Annotated in this window: 9 protein-coding genes; 6 read left to right on the top strand and 3 right to left on the bottom strand. The window is 71.6% G+C overall.

Annotated features, from left to right (window positions below):
* From CAP_RS28345 to CAP_RS28335, 3 genes are all read left to right on the top strand, one after another.
* The coding region (locus tag CAP_RS28345) for an MFS transporter (RefSeq protein ID WP_306413905.1) at positions 1–1,363 on the top strand (1,363 nt) is incomplete at its 5' end.
* A gap of 116 nt (positions 1,364–1,479) precedes the next feature.
* A complete protein-coding gene (locus CAP_RS28340; protein ID WP_044246717.1) occupies positions 1,480–2,880 on the top strand; it encodes a M16 family metallopeptidase in 1,401 nt (466 codons plus the stop codon).
* Positions 2,877–4,430 carry a M16 family metallopeptidase gene (locus tag CAP_RS28335; protein ID WP_044246716.1) on the top strand — a complete coding sequence of 518 codons (1,554 nt, stop codon included), beginning with the start codon at positions 2,877–2,879 and terminating at the stop codon, positions 4,428–4,430. Before CAP_RS28340 ends, CAP_RS28335 begins: the two co-directional genes overlap by 4 nt.
* Positions 4,431–4,547: 117 nt before the next feature.
* Here CAP_RS28335 and CAP_RS28330 read toward each other — a convergent pair whose 3' ends face one another.
* Positions 4,548–5,165: a hypothetical protein gene (locus CAP_RS28330; protein ID WP_044246715.1), complete on the bottom strand. Its 618-nt coding sequence runs from the start codon at positions 5,163–5,165 to the stop codon at positions 4,548–4,550.
* A gap of 56 nt (positions 5,166–5,221) precedes the next feature.
* Positions 5,222–6,751: a DUF6600 domain-containing protein gene (locus tag CAP_RS28325; protein WP_044246714.1), complete on the bottom strand. Its 1,530-nt coding sequence runs from the start codon at positions 6,749–6,751 to the stop codon at positions 5,222–5,224.
* A gap of 235 nt (positions 6,752–6,986) precedes the next feature.
* On the opposite strand from CAP_RS28325, the gene CAP_RS28320 reads away from it, so the two are divergent.
* Positions 6,987–8,528: a thrombospondin type 3 repeat-containing protein gene (locus CAP_RS28320; RefSeq protein ID WP_044246713.1), complete on the top strand. Its 1,542-nt coding sequence runs from the start codon at positions 6,987–6,989 to the stop codon at positions 8,526–8,528.
* Positions 8,529–8,546: 18 nt separating this feature from the next.
* Here CAP_RS28320 and CAP_RS28315 read toward each other — a convergent pair whose 3' ends face one another.
* Positions 8,547–12,026, bottom strand: coding sequence for an Npt1/Npt2 family nucleotide transporter (locus CAP_RS28315; RefSeq protein WP_052376181.1), 3,480 nt, complete (start codon positions 12,024–12,026; stop codon positions 8,547–8,549).
* Positions 12,027–12,466: 440 nt separating this feature from the next.
* Here CAP_RS28315 and CAP_RS51035 point away from each other — a divergent pair, with 440 nt between their 5' ends.
* Both CAP_RS51035 and CAP_RS28305 read left to right on the top strand, forming a co-directional pair.
* Positions 12,467–13,765: a hypothetical protein gene (locus CAP_RS51035; protein WP_052376179.1), complete on the top strand. Its 1,299-nt coding sequence runs from the start codon at positions 12,467–12,469 to the stop codon at positions 13,763–13,765.
* Positions 13,762–14,538, top strand: a complete 777-nt coding sequence (locus tag CAP_RS28305) for an MXAN_2562 family outer membrane beta-barrel protein (RefSeq protein WP_044246712.1) — start codon at positions 13,762–13,764, stop codon at positions 14,536–14,538. Before CAP_RS51035 ends, CAP_RS28305 begins: the two co-directional genes overlap by 4 nt.
* Positions 14,539–14,574 lie beyond the last annotated feature (36 nt).

Below are 14,574 nucleotides of genomic sequence, written 5' to 3'. Positions count from 1 at the left end.
GGGCGGGGGGGAGGCCACGCCAGGGGAGGGTGCCGCGCGGGGGAAGGCGGGGGCTGCGGCAGGTGGGGAGGCTGCGGTGGGCGCCGGGGAGAGGGCAGGGGCGGGGGCTGCGGCGGGGGCAGGGGAAGCGCGCGGGTCCGGGCAGGCCGGGGATCCCGCGGGAACGGCATCCGGGGCTGCAGGGGCGGCGCCGCTCGTGGGCAGCGCGGCCGCGCTGTCGTGGGTGGTGAGCAGCTACTTTGCGGAGGGGCTGCCTTACGCCATCGTCCACAAGTTTGCCTCGGAGTTCTTCACGGCGGCGCACGCGAGCACCGGGATCATCGGCCTCCTTTCCCTCTACGGGCTGGCCTGGAACAGCAAGTTCCTGTGGAGCCCCTTGCTCGACGTCCACAGCACCAGCCGGCGGTGGCTGCTGGCGACCGAGGTGCTGATCGGGCTTGCGGTGATGGCGCTGGCGTGGCCTGCGGGCGACGGAGCGCTCGGGCTCGTGGCGGGAGGTTTCGCGCTGGTGGCCTTGCTCGCGGCGACCCACGACATCGCGGTCGATGGCTTCTACCTGCAGGCGCTCCACAAGGACGCCCAGACCCGGCTCACCGGGGTGCGGGTCGGCGCTTACCGGGGGGCGCTCCTCGTCGGCGGGAGCGTGCTGGTGACGCTCGCCGCGGTGACCTCGTGGCGGTGGGCGTTCGTCGCGGCTGGCGCGCTGATCCTCGGGATCGCGGGCCTGCACGCGGCGATCCTCCCGCACCCGGCGAGCGCGCGGCCTGCGTCGCGGCCGAGCTACTTCGCGGCGCTGAAGTCCTTCGTGCGGCAGCCGCAGATCGCGCCCGTGCTCGCGTTCATCGTCCTCTACCGGGCGGGGGACGCGATGATGTTCTCCGTGTCCACGCCGTTCCTGAAGTGGCTCGGCCTGGACCTCGCGGCGCGTGGCCTCCTCAACATGCCGAGCATCGTCGCCTCCATCGGCGGGTCCATGCTCGGGGCGTTCGCCGTCTCGCGCTGGGGGCTCAGGCGCGCGCTGCTCCCGATCACGCTGCTCCAGAGCCTCGCGATCCCGCTCTTCGCGGTGCTCGCCTGGCTCCGCCCCTCGCTCCCCCTCGTGGGCGGGATCGTCATCGTCGAGCAGCTCGCGGCAGGGGTGGGTACGGCGGCGCTCATGGTGTTCCTGATGCGGCGCTGCGCTGGCGAGTACAAGGCCTCGCACTTCGCCGTGGCCAGCGCCCTGATGTCGCTGCCCGCGACCGCGATCGGAAGCGTGAGCGGGTTCCTCGCGGAGCGCGTGGGCTTCACGGTCTTCTTCGGCCTCGCGTTCGTGGCTTCTCTCCCTGGAGTTTTCCTGGCGCGGCGCGTCCCGACCGACTGAAGGCGCTGTTTCCGCGGCTTCTCACGGGGTCCCGGCGGTCGGCGCCCTGGCCGGTGGGCCCTCCGGGGGTCTCGCCCCGCTTGCATTCCCCGGCGGGCGTGGCAACGCTCGCGCCCATGGCTGTCCACAGGCGTCTTCGTGCGCTCCTCGCTCCCGCGCTCGCCGCGTCCGCGCTCGCCGCGCTCGCTGCCCCCCCTGCGGCGCAGGCCGATCTCCCGGCCCCGGCCAAGCCGCCCCGGCTCGACGTCCCTTTCACCCGGTACACGCTCCCCAACGGGCTCACGGTGATCTTGCACGAGGATCACACCCTCCCGCTGGTCGCGGTGAACACCATGGTGAAGGTCGGCTCCCGGCACGAGGAGGCGAAGCGCACCGGCTTCGCGCACCTCTTCGAGCACCTGATGTTCATGGGGACCGAGCGCGTCCCCACCAAGCGCTTCGACGCCTGGATGGAGGCGGAGGGGGGCTGGAACAACGCCTGGACCAGCGAGGATCGCACCGACTACTACGACGTCGCGCCGGCGCACGCGCTGCCGCTCCTCCTCTGGATGGAGGCCGACCGCTTCTCGTCCCTCGCCGACGACATGGACCTGCCCAAGCTCAACGCGCAGCGCGACGTGGTGCGGAACGAGCGGCGGCAGACCTCGGAGAACACGCCCTACGGCAAGGTCGAGCTGCGCTTGCCGGAGCTGATGTACCCGCCCGGTCACCCCTACCACCACCCCGTCATCGGCTCCCACGAGGACCTGCAGGCGGCCACGGTGGCGGACGTGACGGGCTTCTTCCGGAGCTGGTACGTGCCCAACAACGCCTCGCTGGTGGTGGCAGGGGACATCGACCCCGCCGCGACGAAGGCGCTCATCGAGAAGTACTTCGGCGGCATCCAGGCGGGGAAGGTGCCGCCTGCTCCCGCGGCGCCGGCCGTGACGCTGAAGGGGGTGGTCCGCGAGACGCTCACGGACAACGTGCAGCTCCCCAAGGTGATCATGGCCTGGCACAGCCCCGCGCAGTACGCGTCGGGGGACGCCGACCTCGACCTGCTCGCGACCATCCTCGACGAGGGCAAGGCCAGCCGGCTGTACAAGGCGCTCGTCTACGACAAGCCGCTCGCCCAGGAGGTCACCGCCATGCAGCTCTCGGGGGAGCTCGGCTCGCGCTTCGTCGTCGAGGCCATCGCCCGGCCTGGCGTGGACCTCGCGCAGATCGAGGCCGCCATCGACGCGGAGCTCGACAAGGTGCGCACGACGCCCGTCCAGCAGAAGGAGCTGGACCGGGCGAGGAATCAGTACGAAACGGCCTTCGTGAGCCGGCTGGAGTCGACCATGGCGCGCGCGATGATCCTGAACCAGTACGAGAGCTACCGCGGCGATCCGGGCTACGCGGAGCGCGATCTCGACCGCTACCGGGCGGTGACGCTGCAGTCGCTGCAGCAGCAGGCCAAGGCCTCGCTCGACCCGAACGCGCGGGTGATCCTGCACGTGGTGCCCGCCGCTCAGGGCAAGGGAGGGGCGCGATGATCCGCCACACCGTGCTGCGCGCCGCGCTCTGCGCCGGGCTCCTGGGAGGGGCGGCTGCCTGCGGGGGGACGCCGTCCACGACCCCGCCGCCAGCGACGCCCGACGCCGGCAAGACGCCCACCTCGGACCGCGGCAAGGCCGCCGGCTCGGCCGAGAAGCCCGACGCGCTCGGGCCCAGGCCGGAGCTGCCCTCGGCGAAGGTGTTCACGCCCCCGGCTCCGGTGGTCTTCGAGTCCAGGAGCGGGATCAAGGTGTGGCTGCTGGAGAGGCACACCTTGCCCCTCGTCTCGGTGTCGCTCTCAATTCCCTATGGCTCGGCCTCGGATCCAGCGGGCGCTGCGGGCCTCGCCTACATCACGGCCGACATGATGGACGAGGGGGCCGGGAAGCGTGACGCGGTCGACCTCTCCAGCGCCGTCAACGACCTCGGCGCCACGCTCAGCCTGGGAGCGCGCGTCGACGGGAGCATCGCCGCGCTCACCGTGCTGAAGAAGAACTTTGACCCTGCGTTCTCGATCTTCGCCGACGTCGTGGCGCGGCCGCGCTTCGACCCCAAGGAGTGGAAGCGCGTCAGCGATCTCTGGCAGAACGGCCTCCGCAAGCGCGGCGATGATCCTGCGCAGGTGGCGCGGGTCGTCTCGGGCGCGGCGCTCTATGGCCCGGGGACGCCTTACGGCCACCCGTCCGATGGGCTGATCGCGGACGCGCAGAAGATCAAGCTGCCCGATCTGAAGGCGTTCTATCAGGCCACGTGGCGGCCCGATCGGGCGACGCTGGTCGTGGTCGGTGACATCACGAAGGACGAGGTGCTGAAGGCCCTCGACCGCGATCTGGCGGGCTGGAAGGCGCCGAAGAAGGCAGCACCGCCGGAGGTGGTCCCCACCGCGAGCACCTCTTGGAAGCCGCCGCGGCTGCTCCTCGTCGACAGGTCCGAGGCGCCGCAGTCGATGATCATGGTCATGCGCAGCGGCGTCCCCGCGAGCGACCCGCGCGCGCCGTTGCTCGACCTCATCAACACGGCCCTCGGCGGCTCCTTCACCTCGCGCCTGAACCAGAACCTGCGCGAGGAGAAGGGGTGGACCTACGGCGCGGGCTCCGCGTTCACCGAGACCCGGGGCCAGGGCGCGTTCCTGGCGCGGGCTGCCGTGGTGGCGGAGGCCACGGGACCGGCGCTGAAGGAGATGATCGGGGAGCTGACCAAGATGGCCGACGCGGGCCTGACGCCCGAGGAGTTCTCCAAGGTCCGCGCCCAGGATCGCGCTGATCTCGTGGAGAACTACGAGACCACGGGCCGCACAGCCCAGCGCCTCGCGACGCTGGCGCTCCTGGGCCTCCCCCCTGCCCACGACGCCACGGCGACCGAGGCGCGGCAGAAGTCCACGCTGGCCCAGCTCGCGGAACTCGCCTCCGCGGTCGACCCGCGCGCCGCGACGGTGGTGGTGGTGGGCCCGAGGGCGCAGATCGAGCCGCAGCTCAAGGCCCTGCAGCTCGGCGAGCCGGTGGTCTGGGATGTGGAGGGTCAGCCGAGCGGCGCGAAGACCACGCCCTGAGCGTGCGGTATGTGGGCAGCCGGCGGGAGTCGCTTGTGTCGTCGGCTGTCGTCGTCTGCTGTCGGCTGCCGTCGTCTGCCAGTTTGGCGAGGTCCGAGGGCCTGACCTGACGCCGCTTCAGGGCGTGAGGGGCTCGAAATCGACGGGATGGGAAGGCGCCCCCTGGTGGAGGACTTCCTCCCCCTCCCATTCGCCCTGCCAGAAGATGAACCGGGGCTGTGCCACTCCGTCAAGGTAAGCCTCGAGGCGGACGATGGCGCCCGGGGTTGTCACGACCTCCATCTCGTCCACATCGGACGCCGTGGAGGTCTGCAGGTACGCTACCCCCTCGTCGTAGAGGGTCGCCTGGTCGCGACCTTCGAGGTTCACGCCCCCGAGGTCGATGAGCTCCGCGCCGACCTCGACGGAGACGAAGATGTCAAAAAGGCAGACCAGATCGGAGTGGTTGGTGTCGCACGTCGTCCAGACGCGCCACAGGCCGTCGGTCGCGTACTCCACGAACACGCCGACGCCCTCACCCGGCTCGGCGCTGACCGTGGCGTCGGTCTGGATGCTCATCAGCATGGGATCCGTCGCCACCGGCGGGGGCGTGGCGACATCGCCACCATCGTCCCAGCTATCACCGTGCTCGCCCTCGATGATGACGCAGCCACCGAGACCGAACGCGGCCGTGGCGAGAAGGATTGTCCACAGCCCTGGTGAACGTCGCTTCACAACATCGGAAGGAAAAGCCATGGGACCTGCTCCTCAGATTCGGGATACTCAGGTGTAAAGCATGAACCGGGCCAGCGCTACCTGCGCCGGCTCCCGCTCGAAGGTTTGGAGGATGAATGCGTCGCCTTGGGGGCCGAAGAGGCCTTGGGCGCGCGGATCCCGGAGCTGCGAGGCGCCGACGAGGGGGAGACCCGCGGGGAGGGGGAGACCCGCGGTGAGGGGGAGACCCGCGGCGAGGGCGTCGCGCGAGAGGGAGAGATGCGCGACGGGGAAGGGGAGACGCGCGAAGGCGAGGGGCTCGCGCTCGGTGCCCTGAACCGTGGCTGATTCGCCGAGGGGGCGCGCGTGGGCATGGAGCTGCCCCGGCTCGAGTCCGGGGTGCGGAACGTGGGCGTCGGCTGTCGCGACATCCGGCCCGGGTTCCCCGAGAAGCCTGGCTGCCGCGTGGAGGGGACGCGCGAGCCGCTCCCACCCGTGCTCGGCGCCACGCGCTGCGGGCCGCGCTGCTCGAAGCCGCCCTGGGGATTGATGCGCTCCGGGCCCCGGGAGGATCCGCGTGCCCCACCGCCGAGCTGCGGCTGGGAGCCAGGGGCACGTTGCGGGAGGCGGCCGAAGGCGTCGCGCGCATCGCCGCCGCGCGGCTGGAGCTGCATCCCGGGCTGGTTGCGCCTGTTCGGAGCCAGCGCCTTCGCCTGCGGAGTGGTGCTCCGGCGCGCGAAGCCCATGGCACGGCTGTCGGGAGTGACGCGCGCCTTGGGCACTGCCTTGGCGGACACGCGGGCCTCGGACAGCGAGGGCGACGCGGGCCGGTAAGATCCCGGCCGACCGGTCCCGCCATGCCCCGCGGAGGCGCCGGGGCGCGCTGGCGACCTGCCACCTGCGGAGGCTGCTGCCGGGCGGTAAGGCCTGGTGTGGGCCGCGACCCGCTGCACCACGGTGCGATCGCGGACCACGTAGGTCGTCACGTGATGATGAAAGACGTAGCTCGTCGGGCAGAACACGTAGGCGGCGCGCGGCACGGCCCACAGCGACACCGCGAGCCCGGCGGACCAGTAGAAGGTCGGCGGCATCGGCGCCCACCCGACGTATCCATAGTCGCCGGTGCGCCACACGACCCACGCCGGCGCGTAGACGCGGCCCGGGATCCACGCCCACCCGTATCCCCCCGTCCATACCCAGCGGCCATAGTGGAACGGGATGTAGCCCCAGTCGTAATCGCTGACCCACATCCACTCGTCCTGGTCCGTCAGGGCCCAGTGACCTGCCGTCTGGTAGGGCGCAAAGTCGGACCCCACGTAGTCCGCAGAGGGAACCCACACGGTGCCGTAGGTGCCGTCATCGACCCAGTCTCCGTAGGGCGCGAGGGGCTCCTCGAAGTCGGTCAGCGCGCTCGGGTCGTCGTCCTGGAAGTACTCGTCGCCGATCGCGTCCTGGGCCGGCTGTGCCACAAGGCGCTGTGAATCGGCGGTCTCACCTGCTGCACCCGGCGTGTCGTTCGCGTAGCCAGCGGGGAGGTCCTGTGCGTGCGCCCCCTCGGCCCCGACGACCATCGCGACGGCAGCTCCGAGAACACAGAGGATGCGGGCAAAGGGAGACATCGGGTTCATGATGGGTCGTCCTCCAGGGGAAAGCCAGCGCAAGTGGGGGGTCTTCCTGCGCCCAGCCTGCTTCTCAGCACCGTGCACGCTGCAAGGAGCATTCCCTTCGGCCGATCCCGGTGGACGCTGCAGGGTGCGAACCGCCGTCGGCGGCGAACTCCTCGCGGCGCGTCGCGGCGCGCGGAAGCGCCTACTTCGCCGACACTTTCGCCCCGTGGGCGCGTCGCTGTAAGGTGACCTCTTCATGCGGTCGTTCAGCGGGGGCATCTTGGCGTCGGTCCTGGTCGCGTCTCTTGTGCCGAGCGTGCCGAGCGCGGCGAGCGCGGCGCCGGTGCGGGAAGGGGTGCGCCTCGACGTCCTGCAGCCCGCCTCTCCGGAGAGCCACTTCATCCGCGCCGAGTCGCCCCACACTCCCAACGAGGACGCCGTGGAGTTCGCCGCTTCGGCGAGCGTGGAGTACGCCTCGAGGCCGGTCAGGGCCGCCGGGGTGGACAGCGCGGAAGGCGAGGTCGCGCTGGGTGACCCGGTGCGTCATGCGGTGCTCGCGCGGGTCGGCGCCTCGGTCACGCCAGGCGGCGTCGTCTCGCTCGACCTCAGCGTCCCCTTCGCCGTGTACACCGCAGGCGAGGGCGATCGTCCCATCTCCTATGCGGGTCAGCAGATCTCGCCGGCCAGCGGGGCAGGCCTCGGTGATCCGCGCTTCGGGCTGCATGCCCGGGTCCTGGACCGCGGCACCTTCGACCTGCTGCTCGGCGGCCGGGTCTGGGTGCCGGTGGGCTCGGAGGGCACCTTCATGTCGGACAAGCGCCTGCGCGGAGAGCTCGACGTCGGGGTGGCCTGCGAGGCCGGCCCGGTGCTCTGCGGCGGCATGATCAGCGTGGCGCCCGGGCTCTTCACGCTCCGCGACGGCGATCGCGCAGCCGCAGCCTTCGCGGTGCACGTCCTCCCGGTCCCAGCATTCTCCCTGGGCGTCGAGCCCTCGGTGGTGGTGCTCATGGACGAGCGGCCCGATGCCTCTCACCACGCCCAGATCGCGGTCGAAGCGCTCGCGGCCATGCGGCTCAAGCTCGGCGCCGTACGCCTCGGCCTCGCGGGCGGCCCGGTGTTCGGCAACGCCGCGGGCACGGGTGAGCTGCGGGGCGTCTTCACCGTGGGGGTGGTGGGCAGCGCGAAATCCAGCGGCCCCCGCACCAGGGCGCGGACCCCATCCGACCGCGACTTCGACGGCGTGCTCGACGCGCAGGATGCATGTCCTGCCGAGGCCGGGCCGGACAGCAAGGACCCCTCCCTGCGCGGCTGCCCGGTGCGCGACCAGGACTCGGACGACGTGCGCGACGAGGAGGACGCATGCCGGGAGCGCCCGGGCGTGAAGCACCCCGATCCCCGCGCAAACGGCTGCCCTGACGGCGACAACGACACCGTCCCCGATCCGCTCGACGGGTGCCCGCGTGAGCCGGGCGCCGCGCCTTTCGGGTGCCCCCGCTACGCCCGCCTCGAAGGCGACCGCTTCAAGATGGAGCCCCCGCTCGTGGTCGACGGCCCTGCGCTCTCGCGCGACGCCCGCGCCGCCCTGGAGGAGGTCGCCGCGACCGTCCGCGCCAACCCCCGGATCGCGCACGTGACCATCGGCATCGGCACGAAAGGCGTGAGCGCCCAGGCGGCGGACGAGCGCGCCAGGGCCATCCTGCTCGTGCTCCGCGCCGGCTACCTCGACCAGAGCCGCTACGAGGTGGAGCTGCGTGAGGACCTCAAGGCCGGCGTCGTCGAGATCACCGTCCCGCGCTGACGCGATCGCGCCCCGATCTCACTCCAGGTCGTGCTCGTCGAGCGACGGCTCCCGCGCCTGCCCTTCCTGCGGCTGCGCCGCCGTCCCTGGCGGTGACCCTGCCGCCTCGTTCGCCGGCTCCCTCGGGGGCACCGCTGCCTGTGGCTGGGCCTCCGCGAGCCGCCGATCCGCCTCGCGCAGCCGCCGGTTCAGCACCCGGATCACCGCCTCGGCGATCTCCACCGTGTCGTGGACGGCCTCGTGGAAATCCTCGGCCGACACGCGCAGCAGCTCCGCGTCTTCCGTGACAGTCGCCGTCGCCGTGCGCGGATCACGATCGAGGATCGACATCTCCCCGAACACATCGCGGGGCCCGAGCCGGGAGGTCTCGCGCCCCTTCGTGGTGAGGACGACCGAGCCGGCGACGATCGAGTAGAGCGAGCCCCCGGCCTCACCCTCCCGGAAGATCACGTCGCCCTTGCGCAGGGAGATCACGATCGAGCCCCGCGCGAGCGCCACCAGGTCGTCCCCGGCGACCCCGGCGAACAGCGGCACCCGCTGGAGGAACAGGATCTTCTCGATGGTGGTGTACATGGTGTCCTCTTCGTCGAGCCCGACGCTCCCCGTCTCGGCCCAGTACTGCGCGTACCGGGCCACCACGGCGTCATCGTCCCGGAGCATCTCGGCGAGCCGCTCGCGCCCCCCTTCGGGCAGGAGCGCCGCCACGGCGATCGCGGCCGCCTCGCGCACCAGCGGATCGGGGTGCTTCGTCGCCCCGAGGGCGTCCTGCGCCACCCCCTTCAGCCCGCGCCGGGCCGCAGCATCGAGCGCGAGCGCCGCACTGTACGGCTCACCGCGCGCGACCTCTGCCTGCACCCACGCCGTGGCCTTCGCGTGTCCCCCGCCCGTCTGCGCGAGCCCCCCGGCCTCGGTCCCCGCGCCGGCCCCACGCCTCGCCGCGAGCCCCCCGGCGCGCAGCTCCACCAGCTCCTCCAGAAGCTTGCTCAACCGCTCGAACAGCGGCCGTTCGAGGAGCGCATCGAGCACTTCCAGAGCGTTCGCCCGGAGCGCCGGATCCGCGCCGAGCACGTGACTGCGCGCCAGCGCGACCTCCTCGCGCGGGTAGCTCAGCTCGCACAGCCGGAGCGCCCGGATCAGCCCCTTGCGCAGGCGCCGCAGGAGGTGCTGATCGAGCAGCGGCCCCGCGACGGTGGGCCGCGCCGCCAGGTAACCGTCGCGCGTGCGCTGGTGCTCATCGAGCTCGCGCCCCACCTGATCCATCACGATCGCGCGGGGCACGGCGGGCGCCTTGAGCGTCAGCCGCAGCCGCGAGGCCGACGCCAGGATCTTCTGGCGTACCGCCTCGTCCGGCTCGCCGATGCGCCCCACCAGCGCTTCGAGCGCCTCCGGCGCGCAGGACCCCGCGAGGATGCGCGGGATCGCCAGCCTCGCCTCACGCGGCGTCGCCGGATCCGAGAGGCGCTCGGCCAGGTCCGGGATCGCCGACGCCCCGATCGCGGTGAGCGCGCGGCCTGCCACGCGCGACAGCCCCCGCTCCGCGAGCGCCCCCACCAGCAGCGGCGTGAGCCGCGGATCGGCGACCGTACACGCCGCCTTCACCGCCTCCCGCCGCACCTCCGGATCCGCGTCCCCGAGGAGACGCGCCAGCGCCCGCTGCAGCGACTGCTGCCCCACCATCCCCATGGCCCGCGCCGCGGCGATGCGGCTCCGCGCGTTAGGGCTGTCGAGCAGCTCGCGCAGCCTGGGCGCCCCGTCGAGCATCCCGTCGAGCCCCCCGTGCCGCATCAGCGCCGCGATCGCCGCCGCCTGCGTCGCGTGGTCTTCCCCCTTGGTCAAGGTCACCAGCTCCTCGTGCGCGTCCTCGCGCAGGAGCTCCGAGAGCGCCTCCACCCCGGCGACCCGCACCGCCTCGTCCTCGTCCCTGAGCGCTGCCCGCGCCAGGCCCGGCCCCCCCTCGATCCCCTCCATCTCTCCGAGGAGCCGCAGCGCCGTGGAGCGCACCTGCGCCGAAGGGTGCCGGACCAGGCGTGGGATCGCCGTCGCCAGCACCCCTGGCGCGAGAGCGCGGAGCTGGTCCATGGCGAAGAGCACCTGGGGCGCGTCCGAACTCCCCAGCGCCTCCTCGAAGATGGCCCTCGTCTGGGGCCCGGCCACCACGTCCTCGCCCCCGATCCCCCGCCGGATCAGGGTGCGGCGCATGGCCTCGATGTACCCCTGCCGCAGCCGCGGCGTGAGCGCGAGCACCACGAACCCGAGTGGCAGCGAGAGCAGCCCCAGGTGCGCGGCCGAGCGGATCAACCCCTCGCCCACGTTCGCTGCCGGGGCCGACGAGGTCACCAGGATGAGCAGCGTCGCGCCCACGCTGCACCCGAGCGGCTTCGCCACCGCCGAGGCCAGCGTCCGGACCCGCTCCCGCAGCGACTGCGGGAACGGGAAGAGCAGGAGCTGCGTCGCGCTGTCGTGCACGGTGAACTGCAGCCCCGTGTCGCTCGCCTTGAGCACGGACGCGATGAGGAGCGAAGGCGAGATAAGCAGCGCCGCCGTGGCCGTGACGAACGCGGCGGGCATCGCGACCAGCGCCCCGAGCACCCCGTAGCGCGACATCAGCCAGGGCATGACGAACTGCACCGCCAGGCTCAGCGTGCCCACCGCCCCGTAGAAGAACCCCATGAACGTCGCGAGCCGATCGCGCTCCGGGTACGCCACCGTGGCGATCGCCTTGAACTGGTAGTCCCCGATGGTCAGCACCGCGAAGAGCAGCAGCGTGAACAGGGCCACCGAGAGCGCATAGCGCGAGTGCCACACCGGCGTGCGAGACAGGCGCTCCTCGATCGCCTGCTCCGGGTGCTGCGCCGGCGTCGGGTGGCGCGCCGCGAGCACCCGGGTGAGCCACGCGACCGCGAGGAGCGCGCCGATGAGGATGAAGATGAGGTTCTCGGTCCCCAGGAACGACACCGCCGCGCCGGCCCCGAAGCCGCACGCCACGGTCCCTGCGATCCGCCCCAGCCCGATGAGCCCGAAGAGCCGCTTCGCGCTGCGCGGATCGTGCAGATCCTGCGCGATCCCCCACACCAGCACGGCCGTGAAGTTGGCGATGATCTCCGACCAGACGTTGAAGACCACGTACGCCGCCCGGACCTCCTGCCCGATGAGGATCCGCAGGATCGCGTAGGTGACCGCCGCGAAGATCGAGAAGGCGATCGTGAACCGCGCCCGCGGCAGACGCGGCGCGATGGCGGCGTACACCAGGCTCACCGCGCACGAAGCCACGCCGTAGACGATCCACATCGGCCCGATCCAGCTCACCGGGAAGCGGGTCAGGAACAGCGCATCGCGCGCGGTGCGCCCCACGACGAGGAGCAGCGCTGCCAGGAACAGGAGCGCGAAGAGGAGCGCGCTTCGCTCCAGCTCCACCGGCGTGAGCCGGATCCCGAGCGCCTCGGCCCGCCGCACGTTCGGCTCTGGCGGGCGCAGCGACATGCTGGGGCGCAGCGACACCGGCGTGCGCTCGAAGGATCCTCTCGGACGTGCAGCACCGGAGGCGGACGGAGGGGGAAGGCTCGACCTGGAAGTCAACGGAACGTGACAAGTTAGTCGACTTTTGGTGAAGTTCATCCCCACCAGAGAACGGAAGTCCTGTCCTGGCCGCGTGCGCCTGTGGGGCAGAAGGCCGGATCGGACGGTGCTCCCCTGCCGATCGCCGGTCCCAGCCGCAGCCTCCTGCCAACTTGGCAACGACGCGCGCGTCCGGGGCCTCTCGCGCGCCACCTCGTCAGTGGAAATGCGCGTGGCGGGTCATGGAGCGGAGCGCCGAAGAGGTTTGCTGTCTGGCACGAGGTATGCTGAAAGGACCAGCGATGACAGTCTCAGGGCGGTTCGACGGGTCGAGAAGGGGGAGGGGAGCGACTTCTCTGCGGCGCCTCTGCGCGGCGTCTGCTGTGGCCGCCGCGATCTCCGGAGGCCTGGCCACGGCCCACGCGCAGGTCACCATTCGCCCCACGGGGATCGAGCGCACCGTGGAGACGCGACCTCAGCAGTCCTACCCGTACTACGTGAGCTACTCCGACTGCTTGAGGGACAACGACTTCACGTTCACGGTGGACCTCCCCGGCCTCGCCGCGAACGAGATCTTCTCGGTCTGGGGCAGCCAGGATTCGGACTGCACGCTCAAGGAAGAGAGGACAGGCGCCTCTGCCACTTGCGTCGAGCTGTACAGCAACGCCAACCCGCAGCAGGCAGGCACGAAGGTCCCGCTCAGCGCCAAGAAGATCGTCAGTGCCGTTCACGGCAGCGAAAGCTGCAACAGCGGGAGCGACAGCAACACCGAGCCGTTCCCGGCGAGGCTGTTCTTCATGCGGTACACGTCCGCGCAGGCGGAAAGCGTGACGTCCACGGAGTGGACGCAGACGGCCGTCGATCTGCGTGGTCCCCTCGCCCCTGTCAACCTCGAGGCCGGGATCGGCGAGAAGCGGCTCATCGTCAGCTATCAGACGCTCGCCGATGAGACGGATCGCGCCGGCTTCAGGTTCTTCTGTGACGACGGCAGCGCGGAAGCCCCTGCCGGAGGCGAAGGCGGCAGCGGAGGAGACGGAGGCGCCGGAGGCAGCGGAGGGGACGGAGGTGCCGCTGCCACGGGTGGTGGGGGTAGCGGTGGTGATGGGGGCGCCGCGGCAGCGGGGGGCGGAGGTGCAGGTGGCGTTGCCGGCGCCGGTGGCAGTGGGGGGAACGGGGGTGCGGGCAACAGCGGAGCCGGGGCCGCAGGCGCGGGGGGAACCTCGGGCAGCGGCGGTGCGTCGACCCCGGGAGCGGCCGATGACCCTGCATGCGCGGGTACCGCTGAGGCCTGTACCTCGAAGGCGCTCGTGAAAGGCAGGAGGCTCTCCCCGGAAGCCGCGGCTGATCTCTCCTGCGGCAGCACCACAGGGTTCGAAGGCGAAGTCCAGCCCCTCAACAACGACACCTGTTACCGCATCGCCGTGGCCGCGTATGACGACATCGGCAACATCGGTGTCCTCTCCGACGTGGTCTGCGGCAAGCCCAGGAACGTGGACGATTTCTTCGAGGTCTACCGGGAAGCCGGGGGGCTGGCTGGCGGCGGCTTCTGCAGCGCGCACGGCCCCGCCGTTCCCCGCGGTCTCGGCATCGCGCTCGGCGCGTTCGGCGTCGCCGGCCTCGCGCTTGGGCTTCGACGGATGCAGCGGTCCACGCGGAGCACCAGGAAAGGTGACGCACGATGAGCTTCGGTCTGCGCCTCGCCGCGAGCGGCCTCCTCGTCGGCGCCGCCCTGCTCCTCACGGGGACTGCCTCGGCCCAGAAGAGCCGCTTCGGGGGTGAGTGGCGCCGCTCGAACCGGGTGGAGAGCGATGACGCCTTCTTCTCCTACTCCAGGTTCGCCTTCGAGGCGCGCTTCGGCCTCTACTCTCCCCACATCGACGACGAGTTCGAGGGCGCCGCCACCCCTTACGCCGACGTCTTCAACACCAACCCGCAGTTCTATGTGGGCCTGGAGATCGACTGGCTCCCGTTCCGCATCCCCTACCTCGGCGTGCTCGGACCCACCGTCGGCTGGGGATACACCTGGGCCAGCGCCGTCGCCCAGATCGCTGGCGGCGGAGGCCCCTCGAGCCAGGACACCTCGCTCTGGATCATGCCCATGCACGCCTCCGCGGTCCTGCGCGTGGACGCGCTGATGCGCGAGGTCGACATCCCCATCGTCCCCTACGCCAAGTTCGGCTTCGGCTGGGGCCTGTGGAGCGCCAGCTCCGGCGACAGCTCCGCAAGCTTCGACGGCGTCGTCGGGCGCGGCACCAGCCTCGGTACCCACCTCGCCCTCGGCGGCATGTTCTCCCTGAACTGGCTGGACTCCGGCGGCTCCCACGCCCTCGAAGACGCCACGGGCCTGCGCGCCATCTACCTCTTCGGCGAGTGGATGCGCACTGATCTCGGAGGCGGCTCCCAGATGAACATCGGCACCTCCACCGGCGTCTTCGGCCTCGCCGCCCAGCGCTGACTGCCCGCGCCTGACGCGGTCCTCACCCCCTCACCC

The organism is Chondromyces apiculatus DSM 436, from assembly GCF_000601485.1.
Lineage (GTDB): Bacteria > Myxococcota_A > Polyangia > Polyangiales > Polyangiaceae > Chondromyces > Chondromyces apiculatus.
The sequence above is the reverse complement of the archived record's forward strand: the minus strand, read 5'-3'. Positions and strand labels throughout refer to the sequence as shown.